The sequence below is a fragment of the Paenibacillus sp. FSL R7-277 genome (assembly GCF_000517965.1).
Classification (GTDB): domain Bacteria; phylum Bacillota; class Bacilli; order Paenibacillales; family Paenibacillaceae; genus Paenibacillus_AQ; species Paenibacillus_AQ silagei.
The window spans coordinates 120245-145538 of the sequence record NZ_ASPX01000091.1 but is presented as its reverse complement, the minus strand read 5'-3'; the positions used below and the strand labels follow the sequence as shown (position 1 = coordinate 145538).

21 protein-coding genes are annotated in these 25294 nt (G+C 55.1%); 19 read left to right on the top strand and 2 right to left on the bottom strand.

The window, feature by feature from the left end:
* Positions 1 to 5: 5 nt before the first annotated feature.
* The 14 genes from purB (at position 6) to ilvA (ending at position 19164) form a co-directional block, all read left to right on the top strand.
* Entirely contained in the window at positions 6 to 1301 is a 1296-nt protein-coding gene (purB, locus tag C173_RS26985) for an adenylosuccinate lyase (RefSeq protein ID WP_036730948.1), read from the top strand.
* A gap of 259 nt (positions 1302 to 1560) precedes the next feature.
* Positions 1561 to 2451 (top strand): phosphoribosylaminoimidazolesuccinocarboxamide synthase, encoded by an 891-nt coding sequence (locus tag C173_RS26980; RefSeq protein WP_036730946.1) that lies wholly within the window; start codon positions 1561 to 1563, stop codon positions 2449 to 2451.
* Between the two features lie 131 nt (positions 2452 to 2582).
* The gene (purS, locus tag C173_RS26975) at positions 2583 to 2828 is read left to right on the top strand and encodes a phosphoribosylformylglycinamidine synthase subunit PurS (RefSeq protein ID WP_019913657.1); all 246 of its coding nucleotides are present in this window, start codon (positions 2583 to 2585) and stop codon (positions 2826 to 2828) included.
* Positions 2829 to 2833: 5 nt separating this feature from the next.
* Positions 2834 to 3523, top strand: a complete 690-nt coding sequence (gene purQ, locus C173_RS26970) for a phosphoribosylformylglycinamidine synthase subunit PurQ (RefSeq protein WP_036730944.1) — start codon at positions 2834 to 2836, stop codon at positions 3521 to 3523.
* A complete protein-coding gene (purL, locus tag C173_RS26965; RefSeq protein WP_036730942.1) occupies positions 3501 to 5747 on the top strand; it encodes a phosphoribosylformylglycinamidine synthase subunit PurL in 2247 nt (748 codons plus the stop codon). The genes purQ and purL overlap by 23 nt, the downstream gene beginning before the upstream one ends.
* Positions 5732 to 7228: an amidophosphoribosyltransferase gene (purF, locus tag C173_RS26960; RefSeq protein ID WP_036730940.1), complete on the top strand. Its 1497-nt coding sequence runs from the start codon at positions 5732 to 5734 to the stop codon at positions 7226 to 7228. The genes purL and purF overlap by 16 nt, the downstream gene beginning before the upstream one ends.
* 834 nt (positions 7229 to 8062) lie before the next feature.
* Entirely contained in the window at positions 8063 to 9103 is a 1041-nt protein-coding gene (gene purM, locus C173_RS26950; RefSeq protein ID WP_036730936.1) for a phosphoribosylformylglycinamidine cyclo-ligase, read from the top strand.
* Positions 9103 to 9717, top strand: a complete 615-nt coding sequence (purN, locus tag C173_RS26945) for a phosphoribosylglycinamide formyltransferase (protein WP_036730933.1) — start codon at positions 9103 to 9105, stop codon at positions 9715 to 9717. The genes purM and purN overlap by 1 nt, the downstream gene beginning before the upstream one ends.
* Before the next feature lie 601 nt (positions 9718 to 10318).
* Positions 10319 to 11866, top strand: coding sequence for a bifunctional phosphoribosylaminoimidazolecarboxamide formyltransferase/IMP cyclohydrolase (gene purH, locus C173_RS26940; protein WP_036730931.1), 1548 nt, complete (start codon positions 10319 to 10321; stop codon positions 11864 to 11866).
* Positions 11867 to 11889: 23 nt separating this feature from the next.
* Positions 11890 to 13155 (top strand): phosphoribosylamine--glycine ligase, encoded by a 1266-nt coding sequence (gene purD / locus C173_RS26935; RefSeq protein ID WP_036730930.1) that lies wholly within the window; start codon positions 11890 to 11892, stop codon positions 13153 to 13155.
* Positions 13156 to 13366: 211 nt separating this feature from the next.
* Positions 13367 to 14689, top strand: coding sequence for an SEC-C metal-binding domain-containing protein (locus C173_RS26930; RefSeq protein WP_036730928.1), 1323 nt, complete (start codon positions 13367 to 13369; stop codon positions 14687 to 14689).
* A 538-nt stretch (positions 14690 to 15227) separates the two neighbouring features.
* Complete coding sequence (locus tag C173_RS26925) at positions 15228 to 17312, top strand: methyl-accepting chemotaxis protein (protein WP_036730926.1); 2085 nt, start codon at positions 15228 to 15230, stop codon at positions 17310 to 17312.
* Positions 17313 to 17410: 98 nt separating this feature from the next.
* Positions 17411 to 17629 (top strand): hypothetical protein, encoded by a 219-nt coding sequence (locus tag C173_RS26920; protein ID WP_235192037.1) that lies wholly within the window; start codon positions 17411 to 17413, stop codon positions 17627 to 17629.
* Positions 17630 to 17901: 272 nt separating this feature from the next.
* On the top strand, positions 17902 to 19164 hold the full coding sequence (gene ilvA, locus C173_RS26915) for a threonine ammonia-lyase IlvA (protein ID WP_036730922.1): 1263 nt from the start codon (positions 17902 to 17904) through the stop codon (positions 19162 to 19164).
* A 94-nt stretch (positions 19165 to 19258) separates the two neighbouring features.
* Here the strand turns inward: ilvA and C173_RS26910 are convergent, their stop codons facing one another.
* Positions 19259 to 20197: a hypothetical protein gene (locus tag C173_RS26910; RefSeq protein ID WP_051478463.1), complete on the bottom strand. Its 939-nt coding sequence runs from the start codon at positions 20195 to 20197 to the stop codon at positions 19259 to 19261.
* Positions 20198 to 20238: 41 nt separating this feature from the next.
* A complete protein-coding gene (locus C173_RS26905; protein ID WP_036730920.1) occupies positions 20239 to 20901 on the bottom strand; it encodes a DUF1129 family protein in 663 nt (220 codons plus the stop codon).
* Positions 20902 to 21086: 185 nt separating this feature from the next.
* On the opposite strand from C173_RS26905, the gene C173_RS26900 reads away from it, so the two are divergent.
* From C173_RS26900 to C173_RS26880, 5 genes are all read left to right on the top strand, one after another.
* Positions 21087 to 21287, top strand: coding sequence for a hypothetical protein (locus tag C173_RS26900; protein WP_036730918.1), 201 nt, complete (start codon positions 21087 to 21089; stop codon positions 21285 to 21287).
* 204 nt (positions 21288 to 21491) lie between these two features.
* A complete protein-coding gene (locus tag C173_RS26895) occupies positions 21492 to 22322 on the top strand; it encodes an alpha/beta hydrolase family protein (RefSeq protein ID WP_036730916.1) in 831 nt (276 codons plus the stop codon).
* A gap of 83 nt (positions 22323 to 22405) precedes the next feature.
* Positions 22406 to 23182 carry a DODA-type extradiol aromatic ring-opening family dioxygenase gene (locus C173_RS26890; RefSeq protein WP_036730914.1) on the top strand — a complete coding sequence of 259 codons (777 nt, stop codon included), beginning with the start codon at positions 22406 to 22408 and terminating at the stop codon, positions 23180 to 23182.
* 169 nt (positions 23183 to 23351) lie between these two features.
* The gene (locus C173_RS26885; RefSeq protein WP_327196499.1) at positions 23352 to 24461 is read left to right on the top strand and encodes a DUF3048 domain-containing protein; all 1110 of its coding nucleotides are present in this window, start codon (positions 23352 to 23354) and stop codon (positions 24459 to 24461) included.
* A gap of 204 nt (positions 24462 to 24665) precedes the next feature.
* On the top strand, positions 24666 to 25283 hold the full coding sequence (locus tag C173_RS26880; protein ID WP_036730910.1) for a DUF47 domain-containing protein: 618 nt from the start codon (positions 24666 to 24668) through the stop codon (positions 25281 to 25283).
* Positions 25284 to 25294 lie beyond the last annotated feature (11 nt).

The following is a 25294-nucleotide window of genomic DNA, read 5'->3' as shown; positions in this document are numbered from 1 at the left end:
AAGCTATGATTGAACGTTACAGCAGACCTGAGATGCGGGCCATTTGGACCGAAGAGAATAAATTCAACGCGTGGCTGGAGGTTGAGATTTGCGCCTGTGAGGCGTGGGCCGAGCTGGGAGTGATCCCGCATGAGGATGCCGCGAAGCTGCGCAAGGATGCCAAATTCGACATCGCGCGGATTGATGAGATTGAACTGGAGACGCGCCATGATGTGATTGCTTTTACCCGTGCAGTATCCGAGAGTCTTGGCGCAGAGCGCAAATGGGTGCATTACGGACTAACCTCGACAGATGTGGTCGATACGGCGCTGGGTTACCTGCTGCGTCAGGCCAACGAGATTCTGGAGCAGGATATTATCCGTTTCATTGAGATTCTAAAAGACAAAGCCATCGCCTACAAGGATACCCCGATGATGGGCCGTACCCATGGCGTACATGCAGAGCCAACAACATTCGGCCTGAAGATGGCGCTGTGGTATGAGGAAATGAAGCGCAACCTGGAGCGCTTCCGTCATGCCGCCAGCGGCGTACAATTCGGCAAAATCTCCGGGGCGGTCGGCACCTATGCCAATATCGACCCGTTCGTGGAAGAATTCGTCTGCCGCAAGCTGGGCACCAGCCCGGCACCAATCTCCACCCAGACCTTACAGCGTGACCGTCATGCAGAGTATATGGCGGCGCTGGCACTGGTTGCCACTTCCCTCGACAAGTTCGCTACCGAGATCCGCGCTTTGCAGAAGAGTGAGATCCGCGAGGTAGAGGAGGCTTTTGCCAAGGGTCAAAAGGGTTCGTCCGCCATGCCGCACAAGCGTAATCCGATCGGCTGCGAGAACATCTCCGGCCTGTCGCGCGTGATCCGCGGCCATATGATGACAGCTTACGAGAACGTGCCGCTGTGGCACGAACGCGATATCTCGCATTCCTCCGTGGAACGGATTATCCTGCCGGATGCGACCATGCTGCTGAACTATATGCTGAACCGCTTCGGCAATATCGTGAAGAACCTGACCGTATTCCCTGAGAATATGAAGCGCAACATGAACCGTACCTTCGGCGTTCCGTTCTCCGGCCGTATTCTGACGAAGCTGATCGACAAGGGCTTCAGCCGCGAGCAGGCGTACGACACTGTGCAGCCGCGTGCGATGCAGGCCTGGGAGGAGCAGATCCAGTTCCGTGACATCGTGGAAGCAACCCCGGAGATCACGGCCGTGCTTAGCGCAGAAGAGATCGAGGATGCGTTCAATCCTTCCTGGCATCTGAAGCATGTGGACACCATCTTCCGCAAGCTAGAGCTCATTTAAATTTTTAAAAAAGGTAAGTCAGTGGTGAACTGATGAGCTTGAGAGAATTTAGATATTGGGGTTAAAGGAGGAGCGGAGGGGATTTTGGAACTGGAGAAGCGTCAGCGTTCGCCTTTATCCTCGGATTTCAACCGCAAATAGCGGTTCAAATCAGGAAATCTGAGGATAACAGCGATCGGAAGTCCAAAATTTCTGAAGTGACCCTATTAACCCGAAGGAGAAATTATAGCAAGATCATTTGTTCAAGGGAGGAAAGGTCATGACATCATCGGCCGTATCCACTGCCGTGGAACTAATAAATGCGCCGCTGCTCTACAAAGGCAAGGTTCGTGAGCTGTACGATTTGGGTGATGAGGTGCTGATCGTTGTGACAGACCGGATCTCCGCATTCGATTACGTGCTGGACCCGGCGGTGCCGGACAAAGGCAACGTGCTCAACCGGCTCAGCGCCTTCTGGTTCGGAGAGACCAAGGAGCTGATCGAGAACCATGTGGTGCATATCGAGGTGGACAAGCTAGGGGATATTGTAAAGGACCGTGAAGCGTTGAAGAACCGCATCATGGTCGTCCGTAAAGCCCAGCGGATTGATATCGAATGTGTCGTGCGCGGCTGCATTACAGGCGGCGGCTGGCGGCAGTATCAGGAGACCGGCAAGGTGAACGGAATCGAGCTTCCTAAGGGACTGCACAAGAATGCAGTGCTGGCCGAACCGATTTTCACACCGGCAGCCAAGAATGATGTCGGCCATGATGAGGATATCCCTTTTGAACAGATGCAGGAGCTGATTGGTGCAGAGCTTGCACTTGAGCTGAAGGAGAAGAGCCTGAAGCTGTTCGCTTTTGCCAGAGAATATTGTAACGATCGCGGCATCATCCTGGCAGATTGCAAGTTCGAGTTCGGGCTGCTGGACGGCAAGGTGATTCTGATCGACGAGATTTTCACACCGGATGCTTCCCGCTTCTGGGCCAAGGACAAGTACGCACTGGATATTGAGATCGACAGCATGGATAAGGAGCCGGTTCGCACCTACCTGTCAGCCTCCTCCTGGGACAAAAACAGTAAGCCGGACCCGTTGCCGCCTGAGGTGGTCGAAGAGACGTCGCGCCGGTACCTGGATATCTATCACCGCCTCACTGGAAAGTCGTTGTAGAGTTACTTTAATTGCATTCTCTACAGTTATTTTGCCGGGAATATTGAGAATATAGTTGTACATTATGCAGTTAAGCAAGCTGCCATTAAGCCTAATTCAGTTCATTAAACTCTAGGAGGAACTACAAGCGTATGTTAAAAGCGACAGTCTACGTCACCATCAAGAAAAGCGTGCTCGATCCCCAAGGTGTAGCCGTGCAAGGGGCGCTGCATTCCGTTGGATTCCAGGAAGTTGAAAGTCTGCGTATCGGCAAATATATGGAGCTGACCCTCGATACCGATAACCGCGCAGAAGCGGAAGGACGCCTGAAGGAAATGTGCGAGAAGCTGCTGGCCAACACGGTGATCGAGGATTACCGCTACGAATTGGAGGACTAAACGTCATGAAATTTGCGGTACTTGTCTTTCCAGGCTCCAATTGTGACATTGACTGCTACAAGGCAGTAGAAGACAGCCTCGGCGAACCAGTAGATTATGTATGGCATACAGCGACAGACCTGTCGGCGTATGACTGCATTCTCGTGCCTGGCGGCTTCTCTTATGGTGACTATCTGCGCTGCGGCGCAATCTCCCGGTTCGCTCCAGTAATGGCTGAAGTGGCTAAGGCGGCAGAGCAGGGCAAGTTCGTGCTTGGTATCTGCAACGGGTTCCAGATTCTGACCGAAGCAGGTCTTCTGCCGGGCGCGCTGCGCCGCAACATGTCGATGAAGTTCCGTTGTCATGACACAGTGCTTAAGGTCGTTAATAACACAACCCCGTTTACTATTGACTATGCGAAGGATGAAGAGATCGTCATTCCGATCGCGCATGGCGAAGGCAATTATTATTGTGATGAAGAGACGCTCGCAGAGCTGCACGCGAATAATCAGATCGTTTTTACCTACAGTGACAACCCGAACGGTTCGGTGGCCGATATTGCCGGAGTCAGTAATAGGGCGGGCAATGTAGTCGGCATGATGCCTCACCCGGAGCGTGCAGCGAATAGCCTGCTGGGCTCGGAAGACGGCAAACGGATGTTCACATCCATTCTCAAGACATGGAGGGATCGTTATGACGCAGCAAGTATCCGCTAAGGAGCCGACCGCAGAGCAGATCGCGGAGCAGAAAATCTACAGTCAGTTCGGTGTATCAGACAGCGAATATGAGCTCATTACCTCCTTCATGGGACGTAAACCCAACTATACAGAAATCGGTGTGTTCAGCGTCATGTGGTCTGAGCACTGTGCATATAAGAACTCCAAGCCGCTGCTGAGCCGCTTCCCGACAAGCGGGCCTAAGGTGCTGATGGGACCGGGCGAAGGCGCGGGCATCGTGGACATTGGTGATAACCAGGCCGTTGTCTTCAAAATCGAAAGCCACAACCATCCGTCGGCGGTAGAGCCTTATCAGGGCGCGGCGACCGGGGTGGGCGGGATTATCCGCGATATTTTCTCCATGGGTGCAAGACCGGTGGCGCTGCTGAACTCCCTGCGGTTCGGGAAGCTTGAGAGCGACCGGGTCAAATATCTGTTCGAGCATGTTGTGTCCGGGATCGCAGGCTACGGCAACTGTATCGGCATCCCTACTGTCGGCGGGGAAATTATGTTCGACAACAGCTATGACGGCAATCCGCTGGTGAATGCAATGTGTGTCGGTCTGATTGATCATGATAAAATCCAGCGCGGTGTCGCCAAAGGGGTAGGTAACCCCGTGTTCTACGTAGGTCCGCCTACTGGCCGTGACGGCATTCATGGTGCGACCTTCGCCTCTGTGGAGCTGAGTGAAGAATCTGAAGCCAAGAAGACAGCAGTTCAGGTCGGCGATCCGTTCATGGAGAAGCTGGTGATGGAATCCTGTCTGGAGCTGATCGACAGCGGCATCGTCCTCGGCATTCAGGATATGGGAGCAGCTGGACTGACCTGCTCCAGCGCGGAAATGGCAAGCAAGGCAGGCAACGGTCTGGAACTGTATCTGGATCAGGTGCCGCAGCGTGAAGACGGGATGACCCCGTATGAAATGATGCTCTCGGAATCCCAGGAGCGGATGCTGTTCGTGGTGGAGCCTAAGGATGAGACCCAGGCCCAGGAAATCTTCGATCGCTGGGGCGTTATTTGCCGCAAGGTCGGCAAGGTTACGGATGACGGCCGCCTGAAGCTGTTCCATCACGGCGAAGTGGTCGGCGATATGCCGGTGAAGGCGCTGGTAGATGAATGTCCGATCTATAACAAACCGTCTGCGGTGCCTGCTTACTACGAGGAGAATGCAGCGATTGATACACTGCGTTATGAAGAAGTAACCGATCTGGGCGGCGCGCTGCGTACAGTATTGGGCTCACCTACTGTAGCCAGCAAGGCTTGGGTATACAACCAATACGATTACATGGTCCGCACCAGTACGGCTGTTCGTCCGGGTTCCGATGCGGCTGTAGTAACTATCCACGGTACACGCAAAGGCCTGGCGATGACGACTGACTGCAACGGCCGTTATGTCTATCTGGACCCAGAAGTGGGCGGACGGATTGCTGTCAGCGAAGCGGCGCGCAACATCGTCTGCTCTGGTGCCCAGCCGCTGGCGATTACGGACAACCTGAACTTCGGAAGCCCGGAGAAGCCGGAGATCTTCTGGCAGATGGAACGGGCGGTAGACGGTATGGCGGAAGCCTGCCGGGTGCTGGATACGCCGGTGATCGGCGGGAATGTCAGCCTGTATAACGAGAATGCCTCTGGGTCCATCTACCCGACACCGGTTGTCGGCATGGTCGGTCTCATTGAAGATACTGATCACATTACAACCCAGGCCTTCAAGCAGGAAGGCGATGCTGTACTACTGCTGGGTGTTACGAAGGCAGAGCTTGGCGGCAGTGAATTCCAATATGCTGTTCACGGCTTGACCGAAGGCCGTCCCCCAGCACTTGATCTGGCAACTGAACGTAAGCTGCTGGATGCTGTGCTCGCTGCGATCCGCAGCGGTCTGGTCCGCTCGGCGCATGATCTGTCTGAGGGCGGCTTGGCTGGTGCACTCGCAGAGAGCTGCATCAGCGGCAGCATCGGTGCGAATATCGAGCTGTCTGCCGGCGGACTTCGCCAGGATGTAGCACTGTTCAGCGAGAGCCAGTCCCGTATCCTCCTGACTTCGGCACCTGACCGTGCAGAAGAGCTGAAGGCTGCAGTTGCCGCTTATGGCGTACCTGTTGAGATCATTGGAACCGTTGGCGGGGACCGCCTGCGTGTGGCGCTGGACGGCGCGGCTGCACTGGATGAAGCCGTTACTGAACTCAAGACCATTTGGGAGGATGCTATTCCATGTCTTATGAAATAAAGACCGGGAACAAGCAGGAAGCCCCTATCCTGTGGACCGGCGACTTTTACAACGAAGGAACGGGCTCGGGAGATATTTTTGACACATTAAAAGAGGAATGCGGCGTCTTCGGGGTCTTCGGACACCCGGAAGCCGCTTCCATGTCCTACTACGGCCTGCATGCTCTGCAGCATCGCGGGGAAGAGAGCGCGGGCATCTGCGTGGCGGATGGACGCGACTTCAACTATCACCGCGGCATGGGCCTGGTGAAGGAAGTCTTCGACAAAGACAAGATTGCTTCGCTGGTGGGAGACATGTCCATCGGCCATGTGCGTTACTCCACCAGCGGAGACAGCCGGCTGACCAATGCGCAGCCGCTGGTCTTCAAATACCGTGACGGCGATCTGGCGATTGCCACGAACGGCAATATCGTTAACGAACCGCTGATCCGCAAGCAGCTGGAGCAGGGCGGCTCGATCTTCCAGACGACCAGTGATACCGAGGTGCTGGCGCATCTGATTGCGCGTTCACAGAAGGATTTTGTCGAAGCGACGAAGGATGCCTTGTCGCAGCTGGTCGGCGGCTTCGCCTTCCTCTTGATGACCAATGACAAGCTGATTGTCGCATCAGACACCCACGGACTCCGTCCGCTTGTGATGGGCCGTCTGGGCGAAGCCTATGTCTTCGCTTCCGAGTCGTGTGCGCTTGAAGTAATCGGTGCCCAGCTGGTGCGTGATATTGAACCGGGTGAACTGTTGGTGCTGGACCAGAACGGCTTCCGTGAAGAACGCTTCGCCGAGCCTAAGCGCAAAGCGCTGTGCGCGATGGAGTACATCTACTTCGCCCGCCCGGACAGTGATCTGAACGGCTCCAACCTGCACTCCGCGCGCAAGCGCATGGGTAGCCGTATGGCGCTCGAAGCCTTCGTGGATGCGGATATTGTCACCGGCGTGCCGGATTCCAGTATCTCCGCCGCCATCGGCTATGCCGAGCAGACGGGCATCCCGTACGAGCTGGGGCTGATCAAGAACAAGTATACCGGCCGCACGTTCATCCAGCCCAGCCAGGAGCTGCGTGAGCAGGGCGTGAAGATGAAGCTGAGCGCTGTGCGCCGCGTCGTCGAGGGCCAGCGCGTAGTGATGATCGACGATTCCATCGTGCGCGGCACGACCTCGCGCCGGATCGTCAACCTGCTGCGCGAAGCCGGAGCCGTAGAGGTCCACGTGCGGATTACCTCGCCGCCGTTCAAGAATCCATGCTTCTATGGCATCGATACCCCGGACCGCCGCGAGCTAATCGCTTCTTACAAGACCATCGCCGAGATGTGCAAGGAGATCAACGCCGATTCCCTGGCGTTCCTCTCCCCTGACGGACTGATCCAGTCCATCGGCGGCTATAATAGTGACGACTACAAAGGCGGCCTCTGCCTGTCCTGCTTCGACAATGATTACCCGACGCAGGTGGATTTCGGCGGGGAAGAGAAGGACGGATGCAGCTGTTAACATCTGGTGCCCATCCCCCTAAATCCCCCTTGCGAAGGGGGACCCCGGAGGGCGCTGCCCTCCGGCCACCCGAAAGTTTGGCGGCCTGAGTCTGCTCTAAACTTGCTAAGTGGGCGTGGGTGCGGGTGCCCGCTTTGTCCCTGTGTGCTGCGCACGGCCGGGACACGCTTCACGGCGCTGCACCCCCGGCGGCCTGCGGTCCGCCGGGCCCTCTGGCTCCAGAATCTGTCCTGTTTGCTGCGCAAAATCGGAGGTTCTGTCGCCCTTGGGAACGCACGGCTTCGCCCCGTGCGAGGAAGTGCCCCAGAACCAGCCCTGTTTGCTGTCGCAAAATCGGAGGTTCTGTCGCCTTAAGGAACGCACGGCTTCGCTCCGTGCGGCAAGGCCTGCAGAACCCGTCCTGTTTGCTGCGCAAATCCGGAGGTTCTGTCGCCCTAGAGACCGCACGGCTTCGCCCCGTGCGGGCCTAGCTCCCGCCCCCGTCCTGTTTGCTATCGCAAAGTCGGGGGAGCGGTTGCCTAAGGAGGCGCTGGGCTTCGCCCACAACGCCGACCCCTTGCCGCTGTGCAAGGCGCAAAATTTCGGCTTGCGGTATGGGTTTGAAAACCCGGTGGTGGGAGTCATGGAGAGGAAATTTGGAACTGTAGGAGCGATAGCGTTCGCCTTTATATTTGGATTTCTACCGCGATCAGCGGTTCAAATCAAGGAAATCCAAATATAACAGCGGCCGGAAGTCCAAATGTTCCTCGGAATGACGAATATAACCACCAACCGAACCAAATCCCTGCCGCCCCGAACACGCGCTCTAAACTAACTTAAATGAGGTGTCCAAAAGTGTCAGAAGCGTACAAGAAAGCCGGAGTAGATATTGCGGCTGGCAATGAAGCAGTAGAACGCATGAAGAAGCATGTGAAGCGCACATACCGTCCGGAAGTGATGACGGAGCTGGGCGGCTTCGGCGCCCTGTTCGGCCTGAATAAGGACAAGTACGAAGAGCCGGTTCTCGTATCGGGAACAGACGGTGTGGGCACGAAGCTGAAGATCGCGTTCGCGGCTGACCGCCACGACACGATTGGTATCGATGCGGTCGCCATGTGCGTGAATGACATCGTGGTACAGGGCGCTGAGCCGCTGTTCTTCCTAGATTATCTGGCCTGCGATAAGGTCGTGCCGGAGAAGATTGAAGCCATTGTCTCCGGGATCGCCGAAGGCTGCCATCAGGCGGGCTGCGCGCTGATCGGCGGCGAGACCGCCGAGATGCCGGGCATGTATGCGGCAGGCGAGTATGATATCGCCGGATTCACCGTCGGTGTGGCCGATAAGGCGAAGCTGGTAACCGGAGCAGACATTGCTCCAGGAGACACAGTGATCGGACTGGCTTCGAGCGGGATTCACAGCAACGGCTTCTCGCTGGTGCGCAAGCTGCTGCTGGAGGAAGACGGTTACGGCTTAGATGAGGTTGTGCCGGAGCTGGGAGCGCCGCTGGCGGATGTTCTGCTGGCCCCAACCCGGATCTACGTGAAGCCGCTGCTCGCTCTGCTCGAACAGCTTCCGGTCAAGGGTATGGCCCATATTACCGGCGGCGGGTTCATCGAGAATATTCCGCGCGTATTGCCGGAGAATGTGAATGTAGAGATTAACTATGGCTCCTGGCCGATTCAGCCGGTCTTCAGCCTGATGCAGAGCAAGGGGCAGGTAAGCAACCGCGACATGTTCACAACGTTCAATATGGGCGTGGGGCTGGTGCTGGTCGTGGCGGAAGCGGACGGAGAGCGTGCGCTGGAGCTGCTTAAGGCGAGCGGGGAAGAGGCTTACCGGATCGGCACGGTTACTGAAGGAGAGCGCATCGTTACCTTTACGGGAGCTGAAGTCTGATGGAGTGGAGCCGAATCGCTGTCTTTGCCTCCGGAACAGGCAGCAATTTCGCTGCACTGGTCCAGGCACAGCGGGAGGGCAGGTTGGGCGGAGGCAGCATAGAGCTGCTGGTCTCGGACAAGCCGGAAGCGCCTGTAGCACAGCGGGCAGAGGAGGCAGGCATTCCTGCTCTGCTGCTGCGGCCGAAGGACTTCGCGGGCCGGGAGCAGTATGAGGCCGCGATTGTAGCTGAATTGCAGCGCCGGAACATCGGACTGGTGGTGCTGGCCGGCTACATGCGGCTGATCTCCCCTGTTCTGCTCGCACCGTATGCCGGACGGATCATCAACATTCATCCTTCGCTGCTGCCGGCGTTTGCCGGGAAGGACGCGATCGGGCAGGCGCTGGAGTATGGCGTGAAGCTGACGGGCGTGACCGTGCATTTTGTCGATGGAGGCATGGATACCGGACCGGTGATCGCCCAGCGCAGCGTGGAGGTCCAGTCTGGAGATACCGCTGAATCGCTGGCTGCACGCATCCATCAGGTGGAATACGCGCTGTATCCTGAGGTAGTGAGTGCTTTTGCCGCCGGAAAAGTAGAATTGAACGGAAGAATGACGACCATTGGCGATTAAGCGAAGTTGCTGCATAGCTGCCTGTACCGGCTGTTGAACTGAGTAATTCCGACATTTCTGGCAAACCCCGGCCGATTCTGATATTTCTCGGGAAATACTTCACAAGTGGCAGTAATTGACGGAAGATCTGGCGGCTTGGCCTGAAATTGCGAAAATACAGGTTTGCTGGCATAAGCACAAAAGGATATATGCAGGACAGAAACACCAGAAACAACCAGAACACCTGATTACCTGAATTACCACCCTATTCTACAAGATTCGTGTCTGTAATCATCCAGTGTTCATCCGGCAATCATCCACAGTTACAAGGTAATTCTATTTTTAAAGGTTATAGTATTCCCAACCCAATAAGCTAAGCTACAGTAACAGGTGGATTTTCTCCAACTAATCTGGCTGATAGGTGCGGTGAGCGGAGCGTAAGTGGAAAAAGTACAGCTAATCTGACCCCAATCGAGTGGTTTAGCTTATCTGGCGTTATTTAAGTGTATATTTTCCAACTACTGCCCCGCTACGTGCTTACCTGCCGAAATTAGATGACAAAAATCCAACTAAAACCTACACCCCAATAATCTAGCGTGAATCCAGAGGAGGACTATTCAAAGTGAGTATCAAGAGAGCGCTGGTCAGCGTATCGGACAAACAGGGCATCGTGGATTTTTGCCGCGAGTTGTCTGCATTAGGCGTAGAAATTATCTCCACAGGCGGCACCAGCACACTTTTGGCGAAGGAAGGCGTTCCGGTCATTGGCATCTCTGATGTTACCGGCTTCCCTGAGATCATGGATGGACGCGTCAAAACCCTACATCCAGCTGTACACAGCGGCCTCCTGGCCGTTCGTGACAACGAAGAGCATACGCGTCAGATGAATGAGCTTGGCCTTGATTACATCGACCTCGTCGTGGTGAATCTCTATCCGTTCGCGGAGACGATTGCCAAGCCGGATGTGTCTTATGAAGAGGCTATCGAGAACATCGATATCGGCGGACCGACCATGCTGCGTTCTGCGGCGAAGAACCATGCGTTTGTCAGTGTGGTGGTGGACGCAGCCGACTATGCGAATGTGCTTGAAGAAGTACGCGCCGGTGGAGATACAACCCTTGCAACCCGCAAACGTCTTGCGGCCAAAGTCTTCCGCCATACGGCGGCTTACGATGCCCTGATTGCCGATTATCTGGCGAATGTCACCGGTGAACCGCTGCCGGAGCGTTACACGGTCACTTATGAGAAAATCCAGGATCTGCGCTACGGCGAGAACCCGCATCAGAAGGCTGCGTTCTACCGCAAGCCGCTGGCGGCGCAGGATACCCTGACGGCTGCTGAGCAGCTGCACGGCAAAGAGCTGTCCTACAACAATATCAATGACGCGAACGCAGCGCTCCAGATTGTCAAAGAATTCGAAGAGCCTGCGGTTGTAGCCGTGAAGCATATGAATCCTTGCGGTGTGGGCGTGGGCACAAGCGTCTATGAAGCGTATCAAAAAGCATACAATGCGGACCCTACCTCCATTTTCGGCGGAATTGTGGCAGCCAACCGGATTATTGATGCGGATACGGCTAATCTGCTGAAGGATATTTTTCTCGAAATCATCTTGGCCCCAGGCTTCACAGACGAAGCGCTGGAGATCCTGACGAAGAAAAAGAATATCCGCCTGCTTAAGCTGGGCAACCTCAGCACCGCTGCATCCCGCAAGAGCAGCTTTGTGGTCACCTCCGTTGAAGGGGGAATGGTGGTGCAGGAGAGCGATGTACACTCTGTGAATCCTGAGGAATTGCAAGTGGTAACCGACCGCAAGCCTACCGAAGAAGAGCTGAAGCAGCTGTTGTTCGGCTGGAAGGTTGTGAAGCATGTGAAGTCCAACGCCATCGTGCTGGCGGCTGACGATATGACAGTCGGTGTAGGTGCAGGACAGATGAACCGTGTCGGTGCGGCCAAGATTGCCATTGAACAAGCAGGCGAGAAAGCGAAGGGTGCTGTGCTGGCATCAGATGCCTTCTTCCCGATGGGCGATACACTGGAAATGGCTGCGAAGGCGGGAATTACGGCAGTTATTCAGCCGGGAGGCTCGATCAAGGACGAGGAATCGATTAAGGTTGCCAATGAATACGGCATTGCCATGGTCTTCACCGGCGTACGCCATTTCAAACACTAGCACGCTGGGAGGATCAGAGCCTTATGGATATTTTAGTAGTCGGAGGCGGCGGACGTGAGCATGCGATCATCTGGAGCTTGTCCCGCAGTCCCCGTGCCGGTAAAATCTACTGCGCCCCCGGCAATGCCGGGATTGCGCAGCTTGCGGAATGTGTGCCGATCGGCGTCTTCGAGTTCGATAAGCTGACCGCTTTTGCCAAGGAGAAGAAGGTAGGACTGGTGGTCATCGGACCGGATGATCCGCTCGCTGCAGGCATTGTGGACGCCTTCGAAGCCCAGGATATCCCTGTATTCGGCCCGCGGAAGAATGCCGCAGAGATTGAGGGCAGTAAGACCTTCATGAAGGATCTGCTGCATAAATACAGTATTCCGACAGCCGCTTATGAGAAATTCAGCGATTATGAGACAGCCTTGTCCTATCTGCGGAGCCAAGAACTGCCGATTGTCATCAAGGCGGACGGCCTGGCCGCAGGCAAAGGGGTAACCGTGGCGTATTCCCGGGAAGAGGCGGAGCAGGCCCTTCAGGAGATCATGGTCGACAAGGTTTTCGGGGAAGCAGGGGCGCAGGTCGTCATTGAAGAGTTCCTTGCCGGGCAGGAAATGTCGATTCTGGCGTTCGTGGATGGCGAAACGGTGCGGCCGATGGCTGCGGCCCAGGACCATAAGCCTGTATTCGACGGCGATAAAGGACCTAATACGGGAGGCATGGGGACGTATTCCCCGCTGCCGCATATCGATGAAGCGATCATCCGTGAAGCGGTCGAGACGATTATTGAGCCGACAGCCAGAGCGATGGTGGCTGAGGGCCGTCCCTTCAGCGGAGTGCTGTTCGCAGGACTGATGATCTCGCCGGACGGCAGACCGAAAACGATTGAGTTCAATGCCCGCTTTGGGGACCCGGAGACACAGGTGGTTCTTCCCCGGCTGCGAAGCGATCTGCTGGAGATCTTCCTGGCTGTGACCGAAGGCAGACTCGCCGATATTCCGATCGAGTGGAGCGAAGAGGCGGCAGTCTGCGTGGTGCTGGCCTCGGAGGGATATCCCGGGCCTTACCCGAAGGGTGTGCCGATCAGCGGGTTGGATGACAGCGGCTCTGCGCTGGTCTTCCATGCCGGAACCGCACGCAGCGGGGACGGCGGCTGGGTGACTACCGGCGGCCGCGTGCTTGGGGTGGTAGGCTTGGGCGCAACCATTGCCGAAGCACGTACATCGGCCTATGCACGTGCGGAGAATATTACGTTTGCGGGCAAACAGAACCGCAGTGATATCGCAATGAAGGCACTGGTCTGAGAAAAAAGTCCCAAAAAAAGGACTGACAAGTTGTAGGAGAAGTGCTATAATACAACTCGTACGGGGGAAAATGTGCGGATATATACAGATAAAGGGTCTTTCCTTTCTAAGGAAAGGCCTTTTTTAACAATTCCATAACGAATGCTATAATAGTACAATAACAGCGATGTTTATGCGGATGTACAGTTACTGATTTAAGGGGGAATTAGTTTTGAGTAAGGTAGGAAGAAATGACTTATGCCCGTGTGGAAGCGGGAACAAATATAAGAAATGCTGCATGGAGAAAGACAGAGCGGCGGCACAGTCGATGCTGCGGCTGGTTAACGCAGGGGATGCAGCGGCGCAAGCACCTGTAACCATACCCGGCGTAATCGTGCACGAGGAACAGCCGGTTACGGTAAGTGCCGCCCCTGCTGCGGGCAAGCTTACGCTGCCCAAGCTGAAGAAGATGGTGGCGAAGGAGCTGAACTGGGAGCATCCGGCCCATGAACAGCTGGCGCTGGAGCTGATCGAGCACATGAGAGACCAGTATGACCGTGAGCTGATCCTGGAAGCACTGCTGCTGTGGAACGGCTTCTCCCGCCAGACCAAGCCGGCCGTGAAGAAGACAGGCTCATTCTGTGCGGCGATCGAATACCTGCTGTCCGAGGAGTACGGCTTCATGCTGTCGCAGGCGGAGCTGGCGGACAAATACGCGATTACCACGGCCACGATCTCCCGCAAGGTTAAAGAAATATATAACTATGTCGAGGAATACGGCATGACCGGGGAAGCGGACGATCTGATGGCGCTGAACGGAGCGGAAACTCCGCAGGAGAAGGCGCAGACCCTTCTGGCCCAAGCCATGGAGGCAACCTCTGCGAAGCGCCGGGTCCAGCTGGCGGAGAAGGCGCTGGAGCTCTATCCTGACAGCCCGGAAGCCTACCTTATTCTGGCCGAGGAAACGGAGAATGAGGAGGACGCCCGTGAGCTGCTGAAGGCGGGAATCGCCGCAGGCAGACGGGAGCTGGGCGAGTCTTATTTTACGAAGCATAAAGGGTTCTTCTGGGGGCTCTATGAGACCCGCCCTTATATCCGGATCTGCCAGAGCTACGCGGAATCCTGCTGGTTCGGCGGTAAGGCGGAGGAAGCAACAGAGATGCTGGAGCATATTCTGGAGCTTAATAAGGATGATAATACGGGGGCCCGCTATCTGCTGACTGCTGTATATCTGTATAGCAACCAGCTTGAAGAAGCAGAGCGGATCATTAAGAACTACGGCGAAGAGGATGCGGCGGCGGCTTTTGCCTATGACCGGATTGTACTGGAGTTCAAGAAGAACGGCATTACCTCGCAGCTCAAAATGCTCTACCGCATAGCCCGCGGAGTGAACAAGCATGTGCCGGATTACCTGCTGGGTATGAAGCGGCTGCCGCATAATCTTCCGGATTATGTCGGTATGGGTGATCCCAATGAAGCGATTGAATATGTAATTATGCATTCGCGCTTGTGGGCGAGCCTGCCTGATCTGCTGAAGTGGATGCTGAAGCAATAGACGCTATAGATGAAATAACAAACACAGTCCTTTGGGGCTGTGTTTTTTTTGGATAAGTAAATAGGAGTGACCTCGCTGATTTCACTGGACGCAGGCCTATGCCGATGTATGCGAAAAACCGAACACAATGGGCGATGGTGCTGGTGGCGGTCGTTAGCGTTAACAACTATCCTGAGCAATACATCTACGTAATTACATCACAGGGCGATGATGGCCAAGTATTCATTGCGGACGGACGATATACAGGATCTACGATACTGCAAAGTCGATGATGAATAATGTCAGAGCGCTTTGCTGAATACAGCAGATACAAGGGAGTCTTTTTTGTGCAAATAACCTGACATGAACAAGCAGTGATATGGGTAAATAAGAGGTTTAACTCGATAATTATGAGAAAATACCTTACATGGACACACTTATTTCACAGCCTATGGGAAAACGGTACAGGGATAAAGGGTTTTTTTGCAGAAATAAGTCGAAAAGACAGAGAAGATCCGGGATAGCCCCGGGTCTTTATACATGGAAGGTGGGAGGGTCTATGGCACTGGGAAAGAGTAAGAAGGTCAGGGAGAGGGGGCTTATCGGCTCACTCCGTAATATGGGGATTCGCGGCAAGCTGTTTTTGTCAGTGATTCTGTCTGTGGTGGTTATTTTCATGACGGTGTCTGTAGTGATCTACAGCAATGCCAAGCAGCTTATCGTGGACGGGCTGAAGAGCTCGCTGACGTATGAGAAAGGGGCGATCGGGGTGCAGGTCAACGACCTGCTGCAGCCTGCTGTAGACAGTGTGGCACTGCTCAATGCCAACGCCTACCTCCGCGACTTCATTCTGAGGGTGAAGGATGCGCAGACGCTGAAGACTACGGACGGGTACACGGAGCTGATCCAGACGCTGAACCTGATCAAGAACAACAATAAGAATTTGCTCAATGTATACATAGGTCTGGATGCGGTGAACAAGGTGATTACCCAGGATGAATTCGAGCCTCCGGCAGACTACGTGCTGAAGGAGCGAAGCTGGTATTCCGCTGCGGCTGCGAACAAGCGTGTAACGATTACCAATCCTTATATTGATGCGGGGTCAGGCAAAATGGTCGTCAGTGTCAGCACACCGCTGCTTGATGATTCAGGCAAGCTGATCGGCGTGGCGAGTGCAGATATTTCGATTGAGCAGATTACAGCTGCGCTGGGCGCTTTTAATTATAAAGGCAGCGGCTATGCCGTGCTGATTGATGAGACAGGGACGTTCATCTACCATCCCAATCCGGATCATATTCTGCTGAAGAAGATGGCTGACCTGGGTGGATCGTGGAAGGCTGTCGGCGATAAAATGCTGCAGTGGGGCTCGAATGTCATCCAGACAGATATAGATGGCGAGCCCAGCTATGTATCCTATTCACCGGCTGTGGCTAACCAGTGGTCAGTCGCGCTGATCGTACCGCAAAAGCATGCGGAGCTTGAGCTGAAGCGCTTCGAGCTGATTTTCTTCCTCTCCATTATGGTTTCGATTGCGGTGCTGTCTGTCCTGCTGTATCTGGTCTCGGGCAGTATCCTGAAGCAGTTTCCGCTCCTCACGGCTGCGTTCGGGCAGGCGAAGGCGGGGGACCTGTCGGTAAGGGCAAGGGTAACCGCAGGAGGCGAGATCGGGGTGCTGGCTGAGGGCTTCAACGATATGATCGCGTCGCAGCAGCTACTGATTCAAGAGATCCTGCACAGCTCGCAGAGTATCTCGGGCGCGGTAGGGAATACAGAGCAGAACGTATTCGTGCTGGACGGCAGCATCACCGATATCTCGGGGGTTACGGAGGAGCTGTCGGCAGGCTTGCAGCAGACCGCCGCCTCGATGGAGGAGATGAATGCCAGCACGACCCAGATCGAGGCTGCGATCCACGGGATTGCCCGCAAAGCTCAGGAGGGGGCGGAAGCCGCCGGAGAAATTAACGTACGGGCGGAGCGGCTGAAGGAGAGAGCCTGGGAATCCCGCACACAGGCGGATACCGTGTACGGGCTTAGCGAAGAGAAGCTGCGCACGGCCATCGAACAGTCGGGATCAATCTCGCAGATCAGCGCGCTTACGGGCGCCATTCTGGAGATCGCCGCCCAGACCAACCTGTTATCGCTGAATGCTTCCATTGAGGCGGCAAGGGCCGGGGAAGCGGGCCGGGGGTTCGCTGTAGTGGCAGAGGAGATCCGTAAGCTGGCCGACAACTCGCGTGAGACGGTGACTGAGATCCAGGGAGTGACAGGGGCGGTAGTCCAGGCGGTGTCCAATCTGGTGGAGGCTGCGGAGAGTATGCTTGGCTTCATGGACAGCCAGGTGAAGAAGGACTACGATGCCATGCAGGAGACCGGAGAGCGGTACAGTGAGGATGCCAGGTATATCGAGGAGCTGGTGACGGACTTCAGCGCCACCTCGGAAGAGCTGCTTGCTTCCATACAGAGCATGCTTACTGCAATCAGCGAGACGGGGAGTGCGACGAATGAGGGGGCAGAAGGAGCGGGAGCCATTGCTGCCGGAGCGGAGCAGATCATCGGGCGGTCCGGCAGCATCGTAGCGGAGATGGAGGAGATCAAGCTCAGCTCGGCGCAGCTGCTGAGTGCGGTGTCGAGGTTTAAGGTATAGAAGTAGTGTAGGCGGTCCTGCCGATGGATGACAGGGCCGTTTTGTGTTTGTGGGATGAATGGGGGGGGAAGGGAAGGGAAGGGAAGGGAAAAATCCCATTGAATGCGCCAGAAGTGGGCTGTGTGAGCAACTTAAGGGGGAAAATCCCATTATATACGCCAGAAGTGGGCTGTGTGAGCAACTTAAGGGGAAAAATCCCATTATATACGCCAGAAGTGGGCTGTGTGAGCAACTTAAGGGGAAAAATCCCATTAAATGCGCCAGAAGTAGGCTGTGTGAGCAAATTAAAAGGAAAAATCCCATTGAATGCGCAGTAACTAGGCTGTGCAGCCGCAGGCTTACACCGCAAGTCTACTCAACTCCAGCGTGACTCCTTCGGCTAGGTAATCTGTCTATTGTGCAGCTTGATGTAGTTAATGAGATAGAGTGGGTGTGCGGATGGAGGCACTGACATGCATCATATAGAGTGTGATTCCACTCTCAGTGGATGCTATATTGTGTGGAGAGGACAAGGGTTGAAAAAAAGTCCTTGGAAGAGTATGTTACAAGAAGCGAAACGATAAGAAAGAGACAGTGAGGCGGGGAAAACATGAGAGAAGGCGAAAACCGGATCGTAGGAATGGAAGATATTGTACGCGCACACCATGTGCTGCGGGAGGTTATCGTCCGTACGCCGCTCCAGCTGGATGCGGTATTGTCGGCCAAATACGGCTGTAATGTATACTTGAAACGTGAGGATCTGCAGATTGTACGCTCCTTCAAAATCCGGGGAGCCTATAATATGATCCGCAGTCTGTCTGACGAAGACAGAGCCAAGGGCATCGTCTGCGCCAGTGCGGGAAATCATGCCCAGGGCGTGGCGTATTCCTGCAAGGCACTAGGCATCAAAGGCAAGATATTCATGCCGAGCACTACTCCTAATCAGAAGATTAAGCAGGTCCGGCGCTTCGGCGGCGAATTCGTTGAGGTGATTCTGAAGGGGGATACCTTCGATGATGCTTATGATGAAGCGCTGCAGGCTTGCATTGACTATAGCATGACCCTGATTCACCCGTTCGATGAGCCGCGTATTATTGCCGGCAACGGAACCATTGCCATGGAGGTGATGGAGAGCCTGGACAAGCCTGCGGACTTCGTATTCGTCACCATCGGCGGCGGCGGGCTGGCAGCCGGTGTAGCCACCTATATCAAGACGGTGAGTCCGGCAACCAAGGTTATTGGTGTGGAGCCCAGCGGCGCGGCTTCGATGAGTGAGGCCATGCAGAGCGGTGAGGTCATCACCCTGAAGGAGATCAACAAGTTCGTGGATGGCGCGGCGGTGAAGCGTGTCGGCGGTCTGACCTTCGATATCTGCTCGAAGCTTCTGGATGATGTGGTGAAGGTGCCGGAGGGCAAGGCGTGTACCACTATTCTGGAGCTGTATAATGAGAATGCCATTGTGGTGGAGCCTGCCGGTTCCCTCCCCATTGCTGCACTGGACATGTACCGTGATCAGATCCGCGGCAAAAGCGTGGTCTGCATCGTCAGCGGCGGCAACAACGATATTGACCGGATGCAGGAGATCAAGGAACGTTCCCTGATCTATGAGGGCCTTAAGCATTACTTCATGGTCAACTTCCCGCAACGCGCGGGTGCCCTGCGCGAGTTCCTGACCGAGGTGGTCGGACCGGACGATGATATTACCCGGTTCGAGTACACGAAGAAGAATGAGAAGGAGAACGGCCCGGCCTTGGTCGGCATTGAGCTGATGTCCACCGAGGCCTACGCCCCGCTGATTGAGCGGATGAAGCAGAAGGGCGTCGATTACGTGGAGATTAACAAGGATGTTAATCTGTTCAGTATGCTGATCTGAGGTGCGGCGAGTAGCTGCATATAGACAAAGTAAGCCCCGCCCAGCAAAGTCTGGACGGGGCTATTTCACGTTGTATGGTATTTAATTGAACCGCCTACGGCTGAGGCACCTCGGTCTTCAGATACTGCTCCGCTGCATCGTCCAGCAGGTAGCCGTTACTCTTCATCAGCTTCATGAAGCCGTCAAGCTTCTGCAGGAAAGCACTGGTACTGCTGTTCTTGGCCAGGATGCTGGTGTAGGCCTTCTGCGCCTCCAGATCCATCTCCAGATTATCGTAATGGAAGAGCGGGGTGTTATTCTGGCCGTAGAAGGTGTTCACAGCATACTGGTTATACAGCTTCTTGACGGCCTGTACCCGGTTGGATGTGGGATAGGTCTGGATGAATTGCTCCTGGGTCAGCGCACGGTCGGCTACCTCGCCCCAAGCAATGATCAGCCCGTTATCCTTGGAAGAAGGCAGATCTGATTCAGCCGCCATAATGGAAATATAACTGCTGATATCCTCCGTTACATAAGGCTTATATTTGCGGTAAGCCGCATAATCAATCACCGGGTAAAAGCTGCCCTCGGCAGTATCCAGCTTGTATCCGCTCTCTCCCGCATTTTGCAGCAGGGCGCGCAAGGCGGCGTTATCCGTACTCTCAGCCAGCTTCTCCATGCTGACTCCCCCTCTGTAGACGGTGAGGAGCTTCCGCTGGACCTCGCTGCTGCTGAATTTCTTCTCCCAGGAGGGCAGCAGCGCCTTATGCAGGTTCTCCAGCTTCAGCGTCAATACAGTCGCCTGATAAGGAGTGACTGCGTATAGCTTCGTCTTCATATAGGCAATGGTACCCGGCAGGTTACCGCTGGACAGCAGCGGCAGCGCGCCCTTATAGACCGCTTCTGCATGGCTGGCAGTCTTAGCGCTTGCAGCTGCACCGGAAGTGCCTGTCCGGCTGCTTCCGCTGCCTTCGGCACCGGCCGGGACGGCTGCGCCTGCCTGAAGCCCTATGAGCAGGGCGATTGCGGCGGATAGAACGGCATGCTTTTTCATTCGAGTCTCCTCCTGTGTGGAATGGATGTGGGTTACAGGCTCTAAGATGGGAAGAATATGAATTTCAGCCCCAGCCCTCCGGCAGCGGCCAGCGCCAGACTGACCCAGGGCGAGATCGGAATCACCGGGAACAGATTATCGAGGAATATGCCGGCGAATACCGCAATCACAGCAATTCCGATGTAGATGCCCAGGGCCTTAATGTCGAAGGTCTTGGGCTTCGGACTGTCATCCTCCGACAGGGAGGCCATCCATTTCATAATCAGCTCAACCAGCAGGATGGAGCCTGCGCCGACGACGACCAGCGTGAACAGGCTGAGCTGGCCGAAGAGTTCTTGCGGACCGCCGCTCCACTGTGTAATCAGGCCGGCAATGCCCAGCGTCCCGAACAGCAGGGTCAGAGCGGACCAGGAGATCATCATAGAGTTCTTCAGCCGGCTGCGCGGTGTGCGCGGCGGGACACTGTCCATCACGTCCTTGAAATAATCACCGGGCTTCTCGCCAAAAATCTGCTTGGCATTCTTGCCCTTGGCTTGTCCCTTCAGCAGCAGCTCAGCCGCCTCCAGCAGCAGCTCCTCTGCACGTACAGCATCTACTGAACTGGCGCGCATCGCCAGAATCATATCTTCGTAATAAGAGCGGTTAGACGGCGTCATCTGCTCCCGCAGCAGGTTGTTCTGCTTAATCATAGCTTTGACTTTCATAGTGTGGACCTATACCTCCAGCATTGAGTGATCAGGATACCTTCAACCTAGAGTATACGTTTGTGCACCAGCCGTGTGCAAGGACAACGTTCGTTCACGAAGGTCTGAATAATCCTTTTGGAAGAGTAAACACTGAAGAGGTGGTGGCTTCACCAACTATAGCTAGAGGGAAGGCAGGGAGCGTTATGGAACAGGAGAACAAGCAGGAACCCGGCAAGGCTGTGAACGACGGCACCGCGCCTGTACCGACTAATGATGTGGGGGACTGGGGCAATTCTGACGGCTTCAGCCTATGGGATGCTGCGGGGCAGGGCCAGGAGAACGGGCTCGGGGATTGGGAAGGCCGGCAGGAGACGCACGACATGTTTCACGACAGCTATGACTGAGTGATGCCTAAGCGGGTATGGGCCTCTTTTGCTCCTGCGGGAGTGGAAGGGGCCTTTTCTCCGGTAGGGCTGACGTAAGCTGCGGGCTTCATGCGTATTGACAACAAATTAGCACAGATATTATAATAGAGATATTAATCATACTAAGTTAATCGGAATTATTATAATTTAAAATAAATCAGCCATTCAGGGGAGGACGCCGCAATGGAACGGAATATCATCATCCGGCATAACGGAGAGGAATTGACAGCGAGCATACATTATCCGGCCGCAGACCGGGCAGGGACAGGACGGTGCAAGAACCGGGTGCCGCTTGCAGTGATCTGCCATGGCTTCGTGGGCAGCCGGATCGGTGTCGACCGGATCTTCGTCAAGGCAGCCCGTGAGCTGGCGCAGGATGGCTATATGGTAATCCGCTTCGATTATGCGGGCTGCGGGGAGAGCAGCGGTGATTACGGTAGCGAAGATATGGAATCGATGATCGGGCAGACCCGGGCGGTGCTGGATTACGGCATCAGCTCGGCCGATGTGGACCCGCAGCGTGTAACACTGATCGGACACAGTCTGGGCGGTGCGGTGGCGCTGCTGACCGGTGTCCGTGACCGGCGGGTGAAGAACCTTGTACTGTGGTCAGCTGTCGGTTATCCCTTCAATGATATCGTCAAGATTGTCGGCAGGGATGCCTTCGACCGGTCGGTGAAGAGCGGTTCAGCAGATTACGCCGGCTATTCGTTCACTCCGGTATACTTCAATTCCCTGGCTGCCTTCCAGCCGTTCCAGGAAGCCGGGAAGTTCAGCGGCGATGTGCTGGTCATCCACGGAACCTCCGATGATGTGATTCCTGTAGATTATGCTTTCCTCTACCAGAAGCTGTTCTGGACCCGACCGGAAGGACGGTGCGACAAGGAGATTATTTTCCAGGGCGATCATACCTTCTCTTCGGGTCCGGCGCAGGAGCAGGTGCTGAAGCGTACCCGGGATTGGATGAACCAGCAGGAGCATCTGCAGGAGGAATGGCAGAACTGGATGATATAGGAGCAGTAACGGCACTCGCAATGGCTGGGAATTAGCTGTAAAATAAAGGGGAAGACCATACCGGAAATGGAGGCTCTTACCCTATGAAATTACCGGCCTTTTTCATTGCGCATGGCTCCCCGCTGCTGGTACTTGAGGATAACGACTATACGCGTTTCTTGCAGCGGCTGGGTTCGGATCTGGGGAAGCCCCGGGGCATTGTGATCTTCTCAGCTCATTGGGATAGTCCCGAGCAGCTGATCACAGTGGACGCACAGCATGAAACGCAGCACGATTTCTACGGGTTCCCGGAAGAGATGTATCAGCTGAGTTATCCTGCTCCAGGTGATCCCGCACTCAGCCGCCGTATTTCGGAACTGTTCAAGGATAGTAATCTGCCCCATCAGCCCGTGCTGGGCCGTGGGCTGGATCATGGTGCCTGGGTCATCCTGAGGACCATGTTCCCGCAGGCGGATATTCCGGTCGTGGCCTTATCCGTGGATTCGCTCCGCTCGCCTGAGGAGCAGTACAACATCGGACGGATGCTTGCTCCGCTGCGTGAGGAAGGTGTCCTCCTGATCGGCAGCGGCGGTCTGGTGCATAACCTCAGGCTGCTGAAGCAGAAGGATCAGCCGGAGCAATGGGCGCTTGACTTCGACGGGTGGATTGCAGAGCGGCTTGCGGCCTGGGATCTTCCCTCCCTGTATGCGTATGAGAAGCAAGCTCCGCATGTGAGGGAGGCCGTACCAACCTACGGCAAGGAACATTTCATCCCGCTCTTCTACGTAATGGGTGCAGCCGATGAAGGCAGAGCGGCACAGTTAATGATTCAGGCCTACCAATACGGTACGCTCAGCCTGAACTGCTGGATGTTTGATTAATATAGGAATGAATAGAGGGTACAGCTGCTATAAGGGCTGTACTCTTTTTGTGCTGCCGTTTCCACTTGACTCAAGACAAACTCTGCCAGCTATGATTAAATAAAGGAAGCGAGTTTCATAGAAGAGAATCGAGAGAAGCAAGCTGTAACTTACGATTAGGAGGAACAACGTGTCTATATCGATGAACCGTTATGTATCCCGTCCTGTATCTGCTCTGGTCCTTGCCGCCGTGCTGCTCTCTGCCTGTGGGGAAGAGCAGGCAACGCCTGTGCCCGTGCGGGTGGTAGCGCCTACGGCGCAGCCGCAGCCGACCGAAGTTCCGCAGCCTTCGCCGACAGCAACGCCAGCCCCGGCAATAGCAGTCTCCGGCTTAACAGGCCTGCCGGTTGAGGAGGAGAGCCTGCCCCGGCCGCTCGCGGTCATGATCAATAATGCCCCGGCGGCCCGCCCGCAGTCCGGGATCAGCGAGGCGGATATTCTGTACGAGGTGCTGGCCGAAGGCGGAATTACCCGGCTGATCGGTATCTTTCAGAGTCATGCCGGGGTGGTGAAGATTGGGCCGATCCGCAGTATCCGCCCTTACCTGCTGGATATCGGCGAGAGCTATGGCGGCATAACGGTGCATGCCGGAGGCAGTCCGGATGCCTATGCCATTCTGCAACGGCAGAAGAAGGCGGATATGGACGAAATCGGCCGCGCGGGGGCCTACTTCTGGCGGGACAAGGAACGCAAGGCCCCGCATAACCTGTACAGCAATGCCGCCAAGCTGCGGGAGGGGGCAGTGAAGCTGGGCTATGCGGAGAGCGTGAAGGTCCCTGGTTTTCTTTTCAATGATCCGGATTATATTCCAGTGGAGGGCACCCCGGCGCTTGCGCTGGGTGTGAACTTCCTGCTGAAGAGCTACAATGTAGGGTACCATTATAACGCAGAGCAGCGCACATACGCCCGCTGGGTGAACGGCAAGCCGCATCTCGATCTGAATAATAACCGTCCGGTGGAAGCGGCAAACATCATCGTGATGGGTTCGGACCATAAGGTGCTGGACGATGTCGGCCGGCTGCAGGTGGATACGGAGCTGGGGGGAGAAGCAGTGCTGTTACAGCGCGGTGTAGCGATGAAAGGCAAGTGGTCGCGCAGCCCCGGAGACGTCATCCGGTTCGTGAAGAAGGACGGCAAGGAGGCGCTGATGTTCCCGGGGATTACCCATATTCTGATCGTTCCGAACAGTCCTTCGTTCAGCAGTCATCTCGAATACGCGCAGGCGCCTGCATCCCCCTAATTCCGGCTGGAGATTGAATGTTCGGATGATTATTTTCGTAAGTTGCAGGGAATTGTTATTATAGTGTAAAAAAGTTCGTTTTTTTGTCTTCTATCCCTTCTGTCGATATGATAAGATAACAAGGGTTGTCATTCATTTTCATGCATTTACATTTGGATGGCTGCATTTTTTTACGGCAATTTCATGTAAAGGGGTATAAAGCTAATGAGGCTCAGAAAAAAGGATATATTCTTTGAGACGCTGGAAAACATGGCTGACACCATTGTTCAGGCGGCGGATTATTTCGCTCAGAATATCTCGACTCTCCAGGGCAATGTGGAGAACTTCGCCGGGGAGATGAAGAAATACGAATCCCAGTGCGATACCTACACACACACTGTCATCAAGGAATTGAACAAGACGTTCATTACGCCGCTGGAGCGGGACGACATCATGGATCTGATTACAAGCATGGACGATGTCATTGATGGTCTGGAGGCTTCTGCCTCGCGTTTCTATATGTATAACCTGCTGGATGCGGATGAGTATATTGTCCAGTTCGCAGAGATTCTCCGCCAGAGTGCATACGAGATCCAGAAGGCGGTTCATTTGCTCTCCCAGAAGAAGCTGCTGGCGATCCGCGAATACACCATCCGTCTGAATGATCTGGAGAACCAGGGCGACGAAGTCCTGCGTATCTGCACCAAGGCCCTGTTCGAGACTGTGAAGGACCCGATTGAGCTGATTAAGCGCAAAGAATTGTATGAGCGGCTCGAGACCACCACGGATAAATGTGAAGACGTAGCCAACATGCTGGAATCGATCATCATGCGTAACTCATAAGGGGCCTCAAA